Here is a 17,522-nt window from a genome sequence, read left to right on the forward strand (position 1 = left end):
ATATGGGCCGAAAACGGCGGTCGTCTCATTTGGCGGGCCCAGAGAGATTCGAACTCCCGACCTTCTGGTTCGTAGCCAGACGCTCTATCCAACTGAGCTATGGGCCCATCGACGGACGGACCACTCCTGTCCGCCGGTGAAGGAGTGGTTTTCTAGAGAGTCGGGACGCTGAAGGCAAGAGCGGCGCGGGAGGCCCAAGGCAGGCCGGAAACGGATGCTTATTGAGGGACTAGCGAGCCGGGAATTTCCAGCGGCGACGGGCGACAGGTGGCCCGATGATTTCAGAGACAACAAATGCGGCGGCCGCCGTCCGGGGGTTCCTAAGCATCGCCGTCGCCGAAATGGCTGGCGCTGACGGTGGAGGCGCAGCCGGGCCACCGCGTCCGGAACGTGCCGGAGCCGCGGGCTTCCGGACCGCCGCTTCAGCCCGCTGCCGGTCGAGCTTGCGGACACGGCCCTCCAGTTCCCGAAGTGCGGCATTCCAGTCCCGGCCGGTGGTTTCCCGGGTTTCCGATTGGTCGCGTGAATGCTCACTCGGACGGGCGGGTGAAGGGATATTCACCGGCCGGGATTCGGCCTCGCGGGGAGGCACGCCAGGTTTCTCACGCGGCTTCTCCTCGCGGCGCTCACGGTGAATGCCGTAAGGATCCCGGCGGACCGGTGCGGGCACAGGCTGCGGAGGGGCCGATGACGGCTCACTTTCCTTGCGTGACCCTGGCACCGGGCGGCCCTGCGCGTCATAGTAAACCTCCTCATCCCAGCCGAGGGGCTCCGGCGCATCGTCTGCATTTTCGCCGTCCGGCGGACTCTTCTTGAACGCCGCCTGGATCACCGAAATGACGATGTACAGGATGAAGGCGATGAGCCCGATATGGTCGAGCAAGTCGGCTCGCATGGCATCCATCACCGGTCCATTACTCCTGGGTTACGGCATCAGGCTGACAGGTCAGCTCTCGCCGCCATCCTTGGGAGGCTTCGACGACTGGCCAATCGACTCGCGCATACCGGTATCAGCCTGGATATTGCGAAGCTGGTAGTAGTCCATTACGCCCAGCCTCCCGGCACGGAACGCCTCGGCAATGGCCATCGGCACCTGGGCCTCGGCCTCGATCAGCTTGGCACGCATCTCTTCGGCACGGGCGCGCATCTCCTGTTCTTGCGCGATAGCCATCGCCCGGCGGCCTTCGGCCAGTGCCTGCGCCACCTTCTTGTCCGCCTCGGCCTGCGCCGTCTGGAGCTGGGCACCGATGTTTTCCCCCACATCCACGTCAGCAATGTCGATGGAAAGGATCTCGAACGCGGTACCGGCGTCCAGGCCTTTTGAAAGCACTGTCTTGGAGATCATGTCCGGGTTTTCCAGCACGACCTTGTGGTTGCCCGAGGAACCGATCGTGGTCACAATGCCCTCTCCCACGCGGGCGACGATCGTCTCTTCGCCGGCGCCACCCACAAGCTTGTCGATATTGGTCCGCACGGTCACCCGGCTGATGGCCTTCAGCTGGATCCCGTCCTTCGCCACGGCAGCCACCAGCGGTGTCGTGATAACCTTCGGATTGACCGAGTTCTGCACCGCAGCCAGTACGTCACGGCCGGCAAGGTCAATGGCGGCGGCTTTCTCGAACGTCAGGCTGATGCCCGCCTTGTCGGCGCTGATGAGCGCATTGACGACACGGGGCACATCCCCGCCGGCAAGATAGTGTGATTCGAGCTTATCGATCGTGATCGGAATCCCCGCCTTTACCGCACTGATGCGGGCCGAAACGATCGGCGACGGCGGCACCCGGCGGAGCCGCATACCGATCAGTGTCCCGATGCTCACGTAGGCGTTCGACGTCAGCGCCGCGATGTAGAGCCCCACCGGCACGAAGTAGAGCACCACAAAGAAAAGGATGATGAACAGCAGGATAAAAGGCGCGCCGATACTGAAGAAGTTCATGGGACGAGACACCCTCCACGAGGTTTTGCTTGTAAATGCCAGAGCCGCACAAACGGCCGGACCTGAACGTTACCCGTCCGAAACCGGTTCCACAAGGATACGGCGGCCTTCCACCTTTTTTACCCGCACGCGGGTGCCGCGCTGGATAAACGCGCAGTCCGCCACCACATCCAGCCGTCTGCCAGCGATATCGGCCACCCCGGCGGGTCTCAGGTCCGTCTGGGCCATGCCCTCGGTTCCCTGCAATGCCGTCCATTCGGATGGCGCTGATTTGGCCTCGGAACCAATAGCCGTCTCCAGAACCAGCTTCCTGGCGTAGCGGCTGCGGAAGAAAACAGCCGCCATCACCGAGGCTGCCAGCGCACTCACCCCCACTGCTCCGAATCCCCAGAGGTCCGGATTTTCCACCGGCAGATGAAAGGCATAGTAGGAGCCAGCGATCAGCAGGATCGCACCAGCTACCCCCAGAACGCCCCCTGGAACAAACAGCTCCAGGACGAGTAGCACGATCCCGGCCACCAGCAGGCCCACGACTGACGCGAATCCTTCGGGAAGGTTCATGCCGCTTTCCCTTCCGGGGCCGCTTTCACCCAGATATGGGCCCCGTCCACCCGGATAACCTCAATGGCCGCACCGCGATCGATAAAGTCACCCTCGGTCTGCGCCATGTATTCCTCTCCGCCGATTTTGACCCGGCCCGAGGGGCGGAGCACCGTCACAGCCTCGCCACGGCGGCCCTTCAGGTCTAGGTCCCGTGCATAGGCCGCACTATCGCCAGAACCAGCCTGGAGTTCCGTTCCCAGGATAAGTCCGGATGGAACCGGTGCGCCCCCTGCGGTTTTCTGCCGGGGGAGGAGCCTTGCCAGCAGAAGCATACACACAATGGCAATACCCGACGACCAGATCAGGCGCGTTACGGCGTTGGTGATATCCGGCATGACGAAACCGCTGCCCACCAGCATGAGAACCAGCGAGGCCATGATCGCCAACATTCCGGCCAACCCCACGAAGCCGAACCCCGGCATGGCTATCAGTTCTATGACGAGTAACGCCACACCGATTACAAAAATCACCAGTTCGGTGTAGGACGCAAGACCAGTGAGATAGTGCGCGAAGAAAAGAATGGCGAAGCATGACAGGGCAATGAACCCGAACACTCCGAAACCCGGCGTCTGGTACTCAAGGTACGCACTGACCAGCATGATGATAAACAACAGGCTGGAAATGGCCTGTGACGTCAGGAAACCAGCAAGCCCCTCGCTCCATGTGGTTTCAATCTCTTTTGGTACCGATGCGTCCCGCATCCCGAGTTGCCGGTAAAACTCCTCGGGCGATGAGGCAACGGCATCCGCCATCTTCCACTTGATCGCCTGTTCGGTGGTGAGCGTCACCAGCTTTCCCTTTTCGTTGAGGCCTTCAACCACCTTTTCGGCGTCCACCATCGCTTCGGCAATATCGCCATTCCGGCCTTTCAGTTCGGCCGTGGCGCGCATCTCCTGACGGAAGTAGCTTACGTATTTTTCGCCGACCGGCTTCGCTTCACCGCCACCGGGGGCCATCTGGATCGGCGCAGCAGCGCCAATCGTGCCGCCGGGGGCCATGACGATCCGGTCAGAGGCCAGCGAAATCAGCGCGCCCGCCGAAATCGCCCGTGGATTCACATAAACGGCCGTGGGGATTTTCGACCGGACCAGAAGGTCACGAATCTGGATAGCCGCATCAACACGGCCGCCAAAGGTCTCCAGGTCAATCAGGAAAGCATTGGCCTTCTCTTTCTCGGCGAGCTGAATGGCCCGCTTGACGTAAGCAGATGTGGAGAGACTGATTTCGCCGTGAACCTTGATCTGGCGGACCTTCGTCCACTGGGCCGCTTGCGGAAAGAGGGGATTTTCCACCGGTGGCAGCTGGATAGCAGCTGGGCCGGCTGATTCCGGATCAGTTGCCGGGGGTTCTACAGCCGACATTTCGGCCAGCCCCGGCAGCACGGCTGCCAGCCAGAGGAAACAGACAAGACCAAGCGGGTTCAGAAGATTCCGGTTAACCACACCCGGATCATATGCGTGCCAGCGGCCGGGAGCAAAGGGGGTACGCAGCCAACGTGCCCCGCCCTTGCCTTCCCGTGCCGGTTTGCCTACTAAGGGCGGCCTGCCGTTCGGGCCGGTTTCCGGGCATTCCGAAGGGCTCCCCAAAGCCGGGAAGGCCACCTTAGCTCAGTTGGTAGAGCATCGCTTTCGTAAAGCGAGGGTCGTCGGTTCGATTCCGACAGGTGGCTCCAGTCTTTATCCCTCTCATCCTGAACCGGCCAGATCAGGGCGGAAGTTTCGGAGCAACACGGCCGGTCCAGCACGGATATTTACCGGCACCAATATTTACCGGACGCCCGAAGAGGGGCAAAGGAGTGCCATTATCTGCGCTCCCGTCGCCCCTTGAGATAGTCCACCAGCAGATACTTCCCGAGCGCGTTGGGCCGCGTATAGAAAGCCCGGCCCTTGTTGATGCGCGACAGCTTCGAGATAAACCCCACCAGCGCGGGTGAATCGTCCAGCATAAAGGTATTGATACGGATCCCGTGCGCGCTAACACGTTCGACTTCCTTGAGGGTTTCCGCCGAGGCGCGCGGGCTGATGCCGCCGAAATCCCAGGGCCATTCGACCATCAGTTCGCCTTTCGAGACGTATGCTGTGGGCTGCCCGTCAGTGACAAGAATGATCTGGCGATTGGCATGCCGGTGACGCATCAGCAACCGGTCCGCAACGGCGAGTCCTTCCTGCAGATTCGTAAACGGATCGCCGGAGTTCCAGATCATCTCCGGCAGTTCGGATGGCTTCAGTTCCCGGGCCCGGGTGTAAAAGCCGACCGCATAGAACTTGTCCCGGGGGAACCTGGTCCGGATGAGATGGGAAAGGGCGAGCGCAACCTTTTTCGCTGCCGGGAAGCGGCCTTCCCAGCTCATCGACCAGCTCATGTCGATCAGCATGGCTGTTGCCGTTTCGGTTGTGTGCTCAATGTCGTGAACTTCCATGTCGTCCGGGTGAATGCGGACTGGCAGCCGGGCGCCATTGCGGGCGAGTGCATTCCGGAATGTCCGCCCCAGGTCCATATGGAACGCATCCCCATACTGATATGGCTTTGTACTTTCAGGCATCACCCGGCCCGGCCCCCGGTGTGGCGTTTCGTGTGGACCGAGACTCTCGCGATTCAGGCCGTCATAGATATCGCCCAGGGCCCGTGCCCCAATCTTGCGGATCGCCTTAGGCGTGAGTTCTGGCCGGCCTTCACCACCAATAAGTCCTTCCTTTTCAAACTGCTTGCGGAGATCACGCAGGATCAGGAATGACTGGATGCCCTCCTCGGAAAGCATATCCTTCAGTTCTTCTGGGGAAATCTCCCTCAAATCACCGCTTTCCAGTGCCCGTTCCAGTTCAGAGAGGCGCTGGAACCGGCGCATCATCTCCACCCCACCGTTAAAATCGAGTTGTTCATCCCCAGTAAACATGCGGTCATAGCGATCCCGGAAGTTCTCCAGATCCCGGATATCGTCGAGCCGTTCACGCAACTCCTCATAAAGTTCCTTTGCACGCTCATCCAGAAAGTCATAGCTCTCCAGCGACTCAACAGCCTTCGCCAGTCCAGAGGGGAGGTGATCAAGACGGTTTTCACGCTCTTCGCGGTCCTTTGGGTCCAGTCCCGGTGTCTGCATCATCGTCTGGAGTTCGAATGTGCGCAGATCGTTCAGCTTCTGCCGGATTTCGTCGAGCGCGCTGTCAAGGTTCGCCTGCTGGAACATCTCCTCCCGGCGGCGGCGGAGTTCCTGCATCAGGTCCGACAGCCCCATGACACGAAAATTGCGGGACGGCAGCTGAAAGCCGTTCCGCATCATCCATTCGAATGCCTCTTCGGCATTGAACCCATAGATCAGGTTTTCGGCGAGTTCCTCAAAAGCGTCGTTCAGTGGGAAACTGGCATCGCCCTCGCCGCCCGCCTCTTTCCCGCCGGAACCCGTGTCCGCAGCAAACGGCTTCTGCGAACCGTCCCACCGGGAATAACGTATCTTGCGAGCGCTCATCGGATGACCTCACGGCCCCTCTACCGGTAGACCGTCGTGCCCTTCTCGCTTACTTCCTTGTTCAGCTTGCCGCTGAGGTGCAATCCCTCGAAGATGAACTCCACGGCAGCAGCGATCTCGCCGGATGCCACGGCCCCGGCCTTTTCGACGGCTGCCCGCAGCCCCTTGATTTCGTCCAGCCCCTGCACGTAGTCGGCCGAGGGCATTGTTTCCCCCACCTCCACACCCCATCCCTGCCGGAAGGCAGCGATCACTTCATGCAACTGTTCCAGCTCGAACCACTCTCCAAATACCCGCAAGACCGCCTTGCCCAGAATCTTCCGGAACAGTTCCATGGGATCACCGTCGTCGCCACGCATCTCAAATTCGAGTTTTCCCAGCGATGATGCCGCGAGATTGTCCAGATCCGATATCCGGGGCACGGCCGCTTCCTCGCCGAGGAGCAGGGCCCGTTTTTCGGCAGCGGCGACGAGTGTCTCGTAATTGGCGATACTCAGCCTGACACTGACTCCCGATCGCTGGTCCACCGCCGGGTGCTCGCGGGCCTGACGGCTGAACTCGGCCACAATATCAAGCAGATAACGGGGCACACTGGCCCTCATCGCGCCAATGACCGGACGGGACTGCTCGGCCTCGATGATCGCTGCTTCCGTCTCCCGGTCCAGCGGATAGTGGGTGCGGACCAGGGATTCATACCGGTCCTTGAGCGGCGTAATGATCCGTCCCCGGTTGGTATAGTCCTCGGGATTGGCTGTCGCCACGACCATGATATCGAGCGGCAGCCGTATCCGGTAACCCTTGATCTGGAAATCCCGCTCCTCGAGTACGTTGAAGAGCGCCACCTGAACCTTTTCTGGCAAATCCGGGAGTTCGTTGATGGCAAATATCCCCCGGTTGGTGCGCGGGATGATGCCGTAATGGATCGTTCGCTCATCGGCGAGATAGCGCCCCTCGGCCACCTTGACCGGATCGATCTCGCCGATGAGGTCAGCAGTGGAGACATCCGGGGTAGCGAGTTTTTCCCCGTAGCGGCGATCCCGGCCGATCCATTCGATCTCGGTCCGGTCACCGTCCCTGGCCAGCCGCTCACGGGCCTCCAGGGATATGGGTGCGAAGGGAGAATCGTTTATTTCGCTCCCCTTCACTACCGGTATCTCGTCGTCGAGCAGAGTCGGGAGTGCCCTCAGGATACGTGATTTTGCCTGACCCCGCTCACCAAGAAGAATAATGTCGTGACCTGCCAGAACGGCATGAACGAGCTGAGGGACGACCGTGTCCTCGAACCCCTGAAGCCACGGGAAAATCTTCTCGCCGCTCTTCAGCTTGCGGATCAGGTTCTTGCGCATCTCGTCGCGCACGGTAAAGGCCGGGTATTCGGAAGCCTTGAGTTCGCCAAATGTCCGGGGGCGGGCGTTCATGCGTTTCCTTTCACTTACCAGCAGGAGAGCGCGGATATCCGTTTTCTCCGGCAAGGCTACCGGCTCCGCCCAGGCGATACAATCCGGCCTGACCACACGCCGGAGCACCCGGGGTTGAACCTGACTCCCCGGTGCGGCACAATCCTTGCCGATCCCGGTCATCCTGAATTGCATGAAAGGCAGATAAACATGAAAATCCGTACACTCGGCATGGCTCTCGCAATTGGCATCATCACGCTTCCCTTCACCGCTATTTCGGCGGACGCACTCAAGCGCATACAAAAATCCACCAATGACGCTGTCCGGAAGGAAGCCGAAGGCGAAACAAAGAAAGCGGCCGACAAGCAGATTGACAAGGTGACGGACGGCAAGAGCCAAACCAGCAAAGTCCTGAACAAGGAGCTCAAGAGCGCTTCCGACGCCACTATTGAGGACACGTCGAAGAAAGCCGACCTCTCCAGCGACGACAAGAAGGGTAAAGGCGACGAAAAGGCCAGCGCCAAGGGGCAAGAGGCCCGCCAGAGTGGCGAAAAGAAGGGACAGGAAAAGAAGTAACCCCTCCCGGGCATCCCTCGCCAGGGGGATGCCCGGATCGTGGATGATATTTTCGCCCGCCACCTGGGCAAGCCTGCCCGTATCCGGCTTGGGAGATCTCATTCTTAAATGGGAACCGTGATGATTCTTGGAGCGACCGGCTATACCGGGACGCTCGTGGCACGTGAACTGGCACGCAAGGATGTGCCGTTCGTGATCGCTGGCCGGAATGAGGAAAAACTGGTCCAGTTGAAGGACTCTCTCCCGCAGCCGGTCGAATACCGGATTGCTACCCCTGACGACCCCACAACACTTGCCGGCCTGTTCCGGGGCGTGGACGTCGTGATCAATACAGTAGGTCCGTTCGGTGATTACGGCGAGCCGGTGGTACGCGCCGCACTTGAGCAGAACGTCCACTACCTCGATACAACCGGCGAGCAGGATTACATGCTACGGATGATTGAGAACCATGATGCCGTCGCCCAGGCAAAAAAGAAGGTTGTCATCTGCGCCCAGGCATTCGAGTACGCAGTGGGCGAATGCGCCGCGACTCTCGCCCTTGAACCGCTCCATAACCGGGCAGACCGGGTGGAAGTCTTCAATTACGTCCGGGGCGCGGGAGCCTCCCGTGGAACCGTAAAGTCCGCCTTCAGGATGTTCAGCGAGCCCTGTCTCATATGGGACCGGGGACGGCTGGTAGAAGAAAAGCCGGGCGCCGTCATGAATGAGATCCGGTTCCCTGGCGAAAGCCAGAGCCGTGCAGCGTTGACCATTCCGGGCGGGGAACCCCTGAACATCCACCGTTATGCCGATGTTTCTCTGGTCCGGACATGCCTCGTTATGCCGCCCCGTTTTGTCCGGGCTGCACGCTACGGCACGATGGCCCTGTCTCTTGCCACTGCTGGTCCCCTGCGAAAAGTCACCGACTGGGCAGTTGACCGCTTTCAGGATCCACCCGATTATGAAGTGGGACGTCGCAGCGAGTTCAAGGTCGTCGCCCGTGCCCGGCGCGATTCGACAGAAAAGATCTGTGCAGTGAGCGGCCACGACCCCTATGGCATCACGGCCTCCATTGCTGTCGAAGGGGCGCGTTTCCTGCTGAAGGGCCCGCCCCGCCGGTATGGCGTGATTTCCACAGCGATGGCATTCGACCCCGCTGCCTTTCTGGATGCACTCAAGCCAGACGGCGTTACTTGGCGCCTGGCATAACGCCCAACGCACGAGCTGCCGCCAGGTGAGCAATCAATCGATTGGGATAATATCTTCGGGTACCACACGGCTGCGCGCTTCAATCAGCCGTGTACGGGAACCTGAATGCCACTGAAACTCGGCCCCGGACTCAACCAACACCACTTCTCCCGGCCCTATGGCGAACGCAGTGCCGCCGGTCGATCCCGTGATATCGCCTTCCACCACATGAATGATCCGCCCCTCGCCGGCTATTCCACCATGCCGGGCCCCGGGCTCCAGTTCGTAGTAGCAGAGCATCAGGTTCTCTAGGTGCACTTCGCGGTACCGCACCCCCTCACCGAGTTTCCTAAACCTGAGAGCCCGGAAATGAGCCACAGAAAGTGATGTCCGTTCAGCCATGGATGCATCGTAACCGGCAGGACAAATCCTGTCAGCAGGGGCAAACTCCTCCCTGACCAGATGAAACTTGCTTCATCATAACTGGTATTTCCGTGGGTTATAAGGCAGGCTTTCCCGATTGGCGATTGCCTGAAACCATTCAGAACAAGGAGAAAATAACCAATGAAACTGCGTCATGGATTTGTTCTCGCCGCTGCCGTGTTCCTGCTCGGTGCCTGCGGTGGCAAGGGGATGCACGACTGTTGCCATAAGCGCTGCGAAAAGACCGAGTGCCCGCGACGTGACAAGGGAAAGATGGACTGCGGCAAGGACAGCGTGACACTGTTTATCCGGCACAAGGTAAAAGATTACGCCGAATGGCGGAAGGTTTACGACGAGCATGGCGAGGCACGTGAAAAGGCCGGCGCCAAAATGGCCAAGGTGTTCCGGACCGATGGCGACGACAATGACGTGACCGTCGTTGTCCACTTTGCCGATGCCGCCGCGGCCAAGGCATTTGCTGACAGCGCCGACCTCAAGAGCGCCATGGAAAAGGCTGGCGTGACTGGAGAGCCCATGTTCTGGACTGCCGGCAAGACAGAGTGCAGCGCCAGCGAGTGCCCCCGGTGCGGCAAATGCAAAAAAGGATGTTGCGGCAAGCACAAGAAGGCAGATCAGCCGGACAAATCCACTAAAGCTGACAAACAGTAGTCCGTTCTTCCAAACGAAAGCAGCCGTTCCTTTAAAAGGAACGGCTGCTTTCGTTTGGGCCTAGCCTTCGTCGCATCAGCCGAGCCAGTCCAGTTCATCCGGCTGCAAATCGGCAAATGCCGCCGTGACGGGAAGAACAATGCTCACTGGTGGCGTCGCCCGGGCAAACTCCGTCAGGTCAATGATGAGCCCGGGCTCCAGCTTTCCGGTTTCCTGCTCCAAGATTTCGACGGCCGGGTGCAGCGCGCTTTCCGCGTGAGGCTCAGTTACCTGTGCCAGTTCACCCGTTGAGAGCCGGACCATGTCCCCTTTGGCAAACATTCCGCACATGGTCGCAAACCGGCCAAGCAGATAGGGGTTGAACCGGTTCCGCAGCTTTGCATACATGAACGCAAGCGCACCCTGCATGGAGAGGTGATCGTCAAAGGGCCGCAGGGTTCTCAGGCCATCGAATGTGTCTGCCAGTGCAACAAGCTGGCTGGTCATCAGGGGGCTGGGCACGTTCCGGTCTGCCGATGGCGTCCGGTGATGTTCGAATGCAGCGATGGCGGCAATCCGGTTCCCGCCCTGGCTTGCCAGCAGTATCTTGACCCCTTCAATCGTATGCCGGCCGAGCATCTGCATTTCCTCAAGTGAAAGCGGCCCACGCTTTCCGGTGAGCTCCACCGGCAAAACCGTTTTCCCGATGTCGTGCAGCAGCCCCGCCGTGGATATCTCCTGGATTTCATGCTCTGAAAGCCCCAAGGCGGCCGCCTGGCATCCGGCGATGGTTCCCGTATTTACCGAATGGATATAGGAAAAGTCGTCACGATCGCGAAGTGCGAGCAGTGTTGCCACGGGTGAATTCGAGCCGACCACCATGTCCATCAGTGTCTTGGCGAGGTCCATGACCGGGCCAAGATCAACGACACCGGCCTGCGCCGCCTTTTCAAACTGCTTGCGCATGACGGTGCTGCCCATCCGGTAGACCTCCCGGAAGCTCCCCATGTTGGCAGCCCGCATCAGTTTCAGATGCTTGATGGAAATCGTCTCGACTCCCCGTTCCTTCAGCCAGACATTCGCATTGACGGCGGCGACTTCCGCCGTTTCCGCCGACAGAAAGGAGAGCATCGTTTCGATGTCCGTGGCCGTGCAGCCCGGCTTGAGCGAGATGATTTCGATATCGCGCAGCCTCAGCTGCGCGACAAACCGGACCACATTGGCTGGCATCTTTGTGAAGGGCACACCACCAACTGCAAGTCCATCACCCAGAAGTGCGACGGTAAGCTCAGACAGCCCTGTCGTCTGGAAGAACCCGGAAATTTCGCTCATCAGCGCATCCAGCGTGTTTTGCCAGATTGCACTGCCCTTGGCGTAAAGGCGCCTGCTGTGGCTTGCTCCAGCAAGCCGTTGCGCCAGATCTCGTGCGGTATCCTGAGGGCTTGCTCCCATGTCAGCCACCCGCTTCCTTTGCGTAACGTGAGCAGGCTTCACGGACTGCCTTGTTCTTGCTGTTCAGGCCGGCGGCAAGAGCCGCACGGGCCTCACGGGTGGCATTTGCACTGAGCGCCTTGGCCACAAGCGGACGAAACTGGTCAATATGCCCCTTCCCGAAACCCGCTTCCCTTGTGAGCAGACTCCACAGTGACTGGACCGCTCCCGACGCCTGGGAACTGCCCAGTATCGAGATCGACAGGGACTGATAGTTCCTCAGGCGTTTCTCCGTTGTTGGCTCTTTCGGATCCAGATGCAACAGCTTCTGGGCTTCCTCGTCGCTGTTCACTCCAGCAACAGCGGCCAGTACGGTAAAGGTTTCCGGAACCGGATAGTCGGCCAGCGCCTTCAACGCCATCTCCTTGGCGAGATCATCACGATTACGCAGCCCCAGTCGTGCTATCTGGGAACCGGTGCGGGGATTGAGGCCGTATCCAATGCGAATCAGGTTGAAAACCCTGATTGGCCGGGCATTCTGCGCCATAACGGCGATTGAGTTCAGCCCTGCCTGATCGATACCCTTGAACCTTTCCAGGAGCATTTCCTTGGTCCGCGTATCAGTTGGGCTTTCCAGTGCATCCAGCATCGCTTCGGCAATCACCGGACCCCGGCATTCATAATCCTTCGCCACCTGAACGGCCCGCCTGGAGCCATCTGCCCCGGAAAAATACTCCCGAAGCTGGATATGCAAGGCACTGGACTGGGTAGTCCGCTCTGACTGTCTGAGCAGAAAAGCGAGCACCTCACTCGACGCCTTCTCGAGTTTCTGGACTTCCAGGACTTTTGCGAGATCGGTGCCCGATGCCAGCAATGAGTCTGGTGGCCGGGTCATCCGGGTCATCACACCCATCCAGATATCCTTGTATCGGGCCAGGATTGCCTCTGGCTGCAGGGTGTCGAGAGCCTGGCGAACCGGCCCGGGGCCATCGGACAACTGGATGCGCTCCTGTGCGGCGACAACCAGCGAATCCATTGTTTCGCGGAATGACAGCTCCAGCATTCCGAGCCCGTTCGATTTGAGCGCTTTCGACTGGAGTTCCTGCCAGATGATTCCATCGACCGGATGGCCGGTCTTTTTCATACCCACATCGAGCTCGGCCAGCAGACGCTTTCGCTCGGACTCGATCGGACGGATCTGCTGCATCAGGTCAGCCACCGCCTGGACCATCTCCGGATCGGTCCCTTGGTTGCTGAGCATTGCCTGAATGGCTTCGACCAGCAGGCCGTCCGATACCGTTTGCGACAGGCTCTTGTTCCCCTGCTTCACCGACTCTGGCGGGTTTTCCGACTGGGCCCGGGAGGTGAGCTTCTGGAGCATGACAAACCGTGCGTCCGGACGGAGGCGGGCCATCACCGATGCCATCAATTTGGCACTGTCGGCCAGTGCCTCTTTCGGCGTGCCAGCGTCGCGCATATACTGGTGATGGCCATACCACGCCTTGGCAGCCAGTTCGGCCAGATCGTCAGGATTGAGTGCCTCAATCCTGACGTTACCACCGCCGCCAATTCGCGACTTGACCTTCCCGCCGGCAACTCCCGCGGATTTCCCGGCTTGCGGGCTGCCGCTGCTAGAACCACTACTCCCAGCCGGCCCTCCTGTATTGCCCGGTTTGTCAACGACACCGGGTTCGGCTTTATCGAGCAGTTCGTCCAAAAAGCCGCCCAGCGATTCCGGCGTCGCGAGGGCGGCGATATCAATACCTACTCCATCCCCCACCTGGGCCCGCTTGTCCTTGATCTTGAGGACATCTCTCAGGGTCCGCTCAACAACCTGGTCCTGACCGGCGATGTCGGATATCTGCACATCACGGCCCGTAAACAGTGCGTCGAAATCCACCTCGACCAGCACGATTCCCTGGACCTGCTGGCGCTCCAGAAGCGCAACGTAACCGCCGGCCGCATGGGCCTTGTCAACCGTTTCGCCAATACTCGCCATCAGGCCAGCAAGATCCCTTGGCCCTGCCGACTTTTCGAGACGGATGGCGACAATCGATCGGGCGAAAAGGTGTTCCGCAAGCTGGACCGATGCCGGATCCGAAAGAGGCGCAGCAGTTGGATCAAAGACCAGCTTGCTGCCGATCGTGCCGATCGTGACGTTTGGTGCGTTCTGGCAGGACTGCTGAAGAGCGTCGAGTGCCTGCTTGCGGACTTGTGCGAGAATGGGGTGTGCATCGTCGTAATATCCAGCCGCCTTCAGCGACCGGCTAAGCGCCTTGACCAGCGAACCGATCGCCATGCTCATTGCAGTGTTTGCCTGCCTGTGGCTTTATTCGAGGAACTGGAGACATCACCCCAGTGCCAGGCAACCAGGTCACGGGCGAACGGAGAGTCTGCCAGGATAATCTCCCATACCCCGATCCCTCCCTCCTTTTCGAACCCCTTGAATGATGCTTCCCCCGCATAGCGAAGCACGTACATCAGTGCTCCGGAGTCAGTCCGGGTAACGACCTGAAACCGCTCCACATCGAATTCGAACACCCATTTGGACAGAAACTCCGCCGGCAGCCGTGATTGCGGAACTGTAATCTCCTGAAACTTCAGGCTCTCTCCAGCTGCCGCCCGGTAGGCTTCCAGAGAGGCTGCAGACATGGCGCAACCGGCATTGTAGAACTCCGCCGACCGGTTCAGGGAATCGGGAAGCCCGCCACGGCTTTTGACCTGCTCCTGAACTTTCCCATGAAGCAGGCGGGCAAACTCCTGAATTGCTGCCGTGGCTGCGGCCTTGTCACCACTCGTAATTGCCTCGGAAATGGCGTCCCCCGAAGACACCGGGACATCAAGCTGGTAGCTCCTGCCGACACTGACCTGAAACGGCATGGAGGCACGGGGACTTTTCCGTTCTTCCCTGGCCCTCTGGACCCGAAGTTCCCTTTCAGCCCGCAGTATGCCGGATCGTGCCGTTCCGCGTGCTGCCTCATTGAGCCTCTCGGCAATCGTTACCGAGGTGTAACCTGACGCTTCATTGACCGCTGGAGCCATCAGACCAAGCGCCACCTGGCTGAGGTCAACAACCTCTGCGGCCGCACCGAACGCAACATATGCTCCTGCCTCGACGCCGTAGCCAACCGTACCGGCTATCCGTTCCTCTTTCACCAAGTTCAGCATTTCGATCCTGTCCAGGATTTCCTTGCGCGCTGCTGCCATCTGTAGCTGATGCACACTACCGGCGGAAGCAGCTGCCATGCTGGAATCGATCTCCCGCAGACGCTCGCTCCAGTTCCCGATTTCCGCATCAATCTCGGCGACGGCCTCCGTGCCGCCGCCGAGGATATCGGGAATATTCTGCACCAACTCTTCCGCGGCCTGTTTCAAAATGTCACGAATGCCAAGTGCTAGCGACACCATCGGCATAATCTCTCCCCTGAAACCGGCAGCATCCCCAACGATGTTGGAGATGGCGAGCGCCTTTTCATTGCCATTCTGAAGTTTCCGGGCCAGATCAAAAATCGGCGCGTAGAAATACCGGCGGAGGAAATCGCCCATGGCGGCTTCCTTGATGCTGGCGGTGCGTTTGGTGAAATCCTTGAGATCGACAAAGAGATGCGCTTCCTGGCGTTCTTCGGCGATCTGGTAAAGTGGGGCCGGGCTTGGTTCCAACCGGTAGCATTTGCCGGAACGGTAGGTGGACTCCTGATGGACTGGTGGCAGGAAATCCACCAGCTTCAGGATATCCTGCTTCATGCGCTCGACCCGCTCATCCAGCACAAGGACTATTGCCCCGGCGGCCGCCAGCCGGGCACGGGCTTTCAGATCGCCATGCCGGCCCAGCGGTTCCATCTGGCCTGCCATTACCTGTGGAGCCTTTACCAGCATTGCGCCGAGAATTTCCGCGGGCTGCCCGGCCACCCGTTTCTGGCCGTCAGCCCATCCCCGGAACTGCTCCCGCTTCCGCGGGTCGGCAAGGCAGCTTTCCAGCATCTTTCCGGAAGCGGCCATCTGGCGGCCCGCCTGGAGCCCCTTCTCGGTCTCCAGACGGCTTGTCTGGAGCAGAATGAGGAGCAGCAAATCCCTTACCACTTCAGCAAGCAGATCGAGACTCAGGGTCGCTTTCTGGGTGGCATCAGCAGCCAGCCTGTCTGTCAGCATGAGATGAATCTGCTCGAGATCTGTATTTTCGATCGCCTCCGGGAGGAGCTTGCGCGCCATTGATACCGCGCCCGCCGTCGTCCGGTACGGATTGACCGGCACCGTCAGCAGATCGTCTACAGATGCTCCCATAGACAGTGGGGACACTGTGACCGCAAACTGAAATCCCAACCGCGCAGAAAGGGCGTCGCCCTCTACGGCGCCGGTTTCGAGAAGTCCTTTCAACCCAAGCTGCAACAGTGGAGGAACAATGCACTGGTTCACCCCGTGCGCAGCATCCGGCAGCAGTGCAATGGCCTTTCGCAATGATTCGACAACCAGCAGATGAACCAAATAGGCAGTTTCATCGCCACCCTCGCCAGCGCCCACTTCGGCAAACCCCTTGAGGTACATGGAGCTTGCATCAGCAGCCAGCGCCCGCCCGCTTGCCGGGAACCACAATGCTGCACCAACCGGATCAATATCGCTTCCGATCTGGGCGTAGCGAATCGCTCGCCTCAGTTCGTCGGTACCATTAACACATGGTCCGGCAAGAGGCGGGACCGCCGCAGGCATCAGTAATGCCTTCCAGTGGGTCAGCGTGTTTTCGGGAAGTGCTACCGGTATCCTCATTTTGGCCGCCGACTCGCCGACGGCGAGTCGAAGCCGGGACGGTACCAGAGCCAGAAACCGGCCGAACGAAAACCCACCCTCACGGCAGAAATCGATGATGCTGCGGTAGAGCGACAGCCGCCACTCTATTTCTGATGCAACCGTACCTTGCATGACCTGTGTGGGCTCTCGTAGCTATGCAAACTCTCGCCGTCGAGCGGCCAGTGGCCATCTGATCGAAAGAGAGAGCGAGGCAAGGTAGTGCTCTCTAATCCCATCCAAGAAAACGCTTCAGACCGAAGCGTCGATTGGCATGGTCTTAAGCTGGCGGGCCGATGGTGATGATCTTGGAACCTTCTGCCTCGATCATGCCGCCGAGATCATCGAAACCGGCGCACTGGTTGACGAGTTTCTTGTGACCACCGCTGGCACCGTCTCAGCAGTAGTTATGGCGACATAGCTTCCAGCGAAACGGAAAACCCTTCCACAGCAGTATCCCTGAAAAGGGCACAGTTGTGTATAGGGCTTTCAGCTTCGATAGAACTCCGGGGCCCAAGGGGTGTAGAACTCAAAAGCCCCCACCTAGCCCTAACCTTTCCAGTTTCTTCAACAGAAATAGATAGTTGAATGGTGGGGGCTTGGGTTAGGGCTAGGTAGGACTCCAGTGTGGGCAAGGTGGGGGCTTTTGCTCATTTTCCCACCTTGATGATGTATGAGCCTCAGAACAGATTGCATAAAAGTCCCGCAATTCCAGGAGTTTGTCGCATTTCACTAATGGATCATTACCGCACGGTAGGTGGTGGGGGCTTCGGATTATTAACCCCAAAGGCCCAACGTCATTTCAATAACTGTGGTCTTGGCCCAACCCAAACACCCGGTACCGATCCCCGCCCGTCTGCGGTGGTGTCTCCGGTAAAACCGGTCCTAGCTCCCGTCCTGCGCCGGTGCGTCGCAAACCGACTCCGGCCCGTCTGCCGTCCGGCTTTAATACGACTGCGGGACGGCGGCGGTCCGTGCTTGGTTATTAGCCGCTCGGCACCCATCTCCGGCGGTTTTCGCCCCACCCATTTACAGGGACACGTCCTGACACGCGGAAATGATACGCCTTCCGGGCATGGGACCGAAGGCCGTTCGCCCT

The 17,522-nt window shown here is 59.6% G+C and carries 14 protein-coding genes and 2 tRNA genes; 5 read left to right on the plus strand and 11 right to left on the minus strand.

All coding sequences use genetic code 11. The features are described 5' to 3' along the window. Positions 1-30: 30 nt before the first annotated feature. The 5 genes from KIT79_15880 to KIT79_15900 form a co-directional block, all read right to left on the minus strand. Positions 31-107, minus strand: a tRNA-Arg gene (locus KIT79_15880). Positions 108-229: 122 nt separating this feature from the next. Continuing rightward, on the minus strand, positions 230-904 hold the full coding sequence (locus tag KIT79_15885) for a hypothetical protein (protein MCW5830785.1): 675 nt from the start codon (positions 902-904) through the stop codon (positions 230-232). Positions 905-946: 42 nt separating this feature from the next. Further along, positions 947-1,936 carry a flotillin-like protein FloA gene (gene floA, locus KIT79_15890; GenBank protein ID MCW5830786.1) on the minus strand — a complete coding sequence of 330 codons (990 nt, stop codon included), beginning with the start codon at positions 1,934-1,936 and terminating at the stop codon, positions 947-949. Between the two features lie 69 nt (positions 1,937-2,005). Further along, the gene (locus KIT79_15895; protein ID MCW5830787.1) at positions 2,006-2,497 is read right to left on the minus strand and encodes a hypothetical protein; all 492 of its coding nucleotides are present in this window, start codon (positions 2,495-2,497) and stop codon (positions 2,006-2,008) included. Next, positions 2,494-3,981: an ATP-dependent Clp protease proteolytic subunit gene (locus KIT79_15900; protein ID MCW5830788.1), complete on the minus strand. Its 1,488-nt coding sequence runs from the start codon at positions 3,979-3,981 to the stop codon at positions 2,494-2,496. Before KIT79_15900 ends, KIT79_15895 begins: the two co-directional genes overlap by 4 nt. Before the next feature lie 154 nt (positions 3,982-4,135). Between KIT79_15900 and KIT79_15905 the strand changes: the two genes are divergently transcribed. Beyond that, a tRNA-Thr gene (locus KIT79_15905) sits at positions 4,136-4,211 on the plus strand. A gap of 129 nt (positions 4,212-4,340) precedes the next feature. Here KIT79_15905 and KIT79_15910 read toward each other — a convergent pair. Both KIT79_15910 and KIT79_15915 read right to left on the minus strand, forming a co-directional pair. Next, positions 4,341-6,002 (minus strand): hypothetical protein, encoded by a 1,662-nt coding sequence (locus KIT79_15910; protein ID MCW5830789.1) that lies wholly within the window; start codon positions 6,000-6,002, stop codon positions 4,341-4,343. A gap of 20 nt (positions 6,003-6,022) precedes the next feature. Continuing rightward, a complete protein-coding gene (locus KIT79_15915) occupies positions 6,023-7,420 on the minus strand; it encodes a sigma 54-interacting transcriptional regulator (protein ID MCW5830790.1) in 1,398 nt (465 codons plus the stop codon). 189 nt (positions 7,421-7,609) lie between these two features. On the opposite strand from KIT79_15915, the gene KIT79_15920 reads away from it, so the two are divergent. Both KIT79_15920 and KIT79_15925 read left to right on the plus strand, forming a co-directional pair. After that, positions 7,610-7,975 (plus strand): hypothetical protein, encoded by a 366-nt coding sequence (locus KIT79_15920; protein MCW5830791.1) that lies wholly within the window; start codon positions 7,610-7,612, stop codon positions 7,973-7,975. Positions 7,976-8,083: 108 nt separating this feature from the next. Continuing rightward, positions 8,084-9,163, plus strand: coding sequence for a saccharopine dehydrogenase NADP-binding domain-containing protein (locus tag KIT79_15925; GenBank protein ID MCW5830792.1), 1,080 nt, complete (start codon positions 8,084-8,086; stop codon positions 9,161-9,163). A 33-nt stretch (positions 9,164-9,196) separates the two neighbouring features. Here the strand turns inward: KIT79_15925 and KIT79_15930 are convergent, their stop codons facing one another. Beyond that, entirely contained in the window at positions 9,197-9,544 is a 348-nt protein-coding gene (locus KIT79_15930; protein ID MCW5830793.1) for a hypothetical protein, read from the minus strand. A gap of 162 nt (positions 9,545-9,706) precedes the next feature. On the opposite strand from KIT79_15930, the gene KIT79_15935 reads away from it, so the two are divergent. Further along, on the plus strand, positions 9,707-10,234 hold the full coding sequence (locus KIT79_15935) for a hypothetical protein (protein ID MCW5830794.1): 528 nt from the start codon (positions 9,707-9,709) through the stop codon (positions 10,232-10,234). A gap of 75 nt (positions 10,235-10,309) precedes the next feature. On the opposite strand, the gene KIT79_15940 is transcribed toward KIT79_15935, so the two are convergent. Genes KIT79_15940 through KIT79_15950 form a run of 3 tightly spaced genes read right to left on the minus strand, consistent with a single transcriptional unit; the run spans position 10,310 to position 16,558 of the window. Then, positions 10,310-11,665 carry an HD domain-containing protein gene (locus tag KIT79_15940; GenBank protein MCW5830795.1) on the minus strand — a complete coding sequence of 452 codons (1,356 nt, stop codon included), beginning with the start codon at positions 11,663-11,665 and terminating at the stop codon, positions 10,310-10,312. Between the two features lies 1 nt (position 11,666). Further along, positions 11,667-13,949, minus strand: a complete 2,283-nt coding sequence (locus tag KIT79_15945) for a hypothetical protein (protein MCW5830796.1) — start codon at positions 13,947-13,949, stop codon at positions 11,667-11,669. Further along, positions 13,946-16,558, minus strand: a complete 2,613-nt coding sequence (locus KIT79_15950; protein MCW5830797.1) for a hypothetical protein — start codon at positions 16,556-16,558, stop codon at positions 13,946-13,948. The genes KIT79_15945 and KIT79_15950 overlap by 4 nt, the downstream gene beginning before the upstream one ends. Positions 16,559-16,697: 139 nt before the next feature. Here KIT79_15950 and KIT79_15955 point away from each other — a divergent pair, with 139 nt between their 5' ends. Next, positions 16,698-16,844, plus strand: a complete 147-nt coding sequence (locus KIT79_15955; protein MCW5830798.1) for a hypothetical protein — start codon at positions 16,698-16,700, stop codon at positions 16,842-16,844. The last annotated feature ends 678 nt before the right edge of the window (positions 16,845-17,522 follow it).

It is taken from the genome of Deltaproteobacteria bacterium (genome assembly GCA_026129095.1).
Taxonomy (GTDB): Bacteria; JAGRBM01; JAGRBM01; order JAGRBM01; family JAHCIT01; genus JAHCIT01.

Coding starts and splice junctions, on each gene's coding strand:
- KIT79_15920 (MCW5830791.1), top strand. CDS start 7,610: ATGAAAATCCGTACACTCGGCATGGCTCTCGCAATTGGCATCATCACG.
- KIT79_15940 (MCW5830795.1), bottom strand. CDS start 11,665: ATGGGAGCAAGCCCTCAGGATACCGCACGAGATCTGGCGCAACGGCTT.
- KIT79_15885 (MCW5830785.1), bottom strand. CDS start 904: ATGGATGCCATGCGAGCCGACTTGCTCGACCATATCGGGCTCATCGCC.
- KIT79_15925 (MCW5830792.1), top strand. CDS start 8,084: ATGGGAACCGTGATGATTCTTGGAGCGACCGGCTATACCGGGACGCTC.
- KIT79_15910 (MCW5830789.1), bottom strand. CDS start 6,002: ATGAGCGCTCGCAAGATACGTTATTCCCGGTGGGACGGTTCGCAGAAG.
- KIT79_15930 (MCW5830793.1), bottom strand. CDS start 9,544: ATGGCTGAACGGACATCACTTTCTGTGGCTCATTTCCGGGCTCTCAGG.
- floA (MCW5830786.1), bottom strand. CDS start 1,936: ATGAACTTCTTCAGTATCGGCGCGCCTTTTATCCTGCTGTTCATCATC.
- KIT79_15895 (MCW5830787.1), bottom strand. CDS start 2,497: ATGAACCTTCCCGAAGGATTCGCGTCAGTCGTGGGCCTGCTGGTGGCC.
- KIT79_15955 (MCW5830798.1), top strand. CDS start 16,698: ATGGTCTTAAGCTGGCGGGCCGATGGTGATGATCTTGGAACCTTCTGC.
- KIT79_15915 (MCW5830790.1), bottom strand. CDS start 7,420: ATGAACGCCCGCCCCCGGACATTTGGCGAACTCAAGGCTTCCGAATAC.
- KIT79_15950 (MCW5830797.1), bottom strand. CDS start 16,558: ATGCAAGGTACGGTTGCATCAGAAATAGAGTGGCGGCTGTCGCTCTAC.
- KIT79_15935 (MCW5830794.1), top strand. CDS start 9,707: ATGAAACTGCGTCATGGATTTGTTCTCGCCGCTGCCGTGTTCCTGCTC.
- KIT79_15945 (MCW5830796.1), bottom strand. CDS start 13,949: ATGAGCATGGCGATCGGTTCGCTGGTCAAGGCGCTTAGCCGGTCGCTG.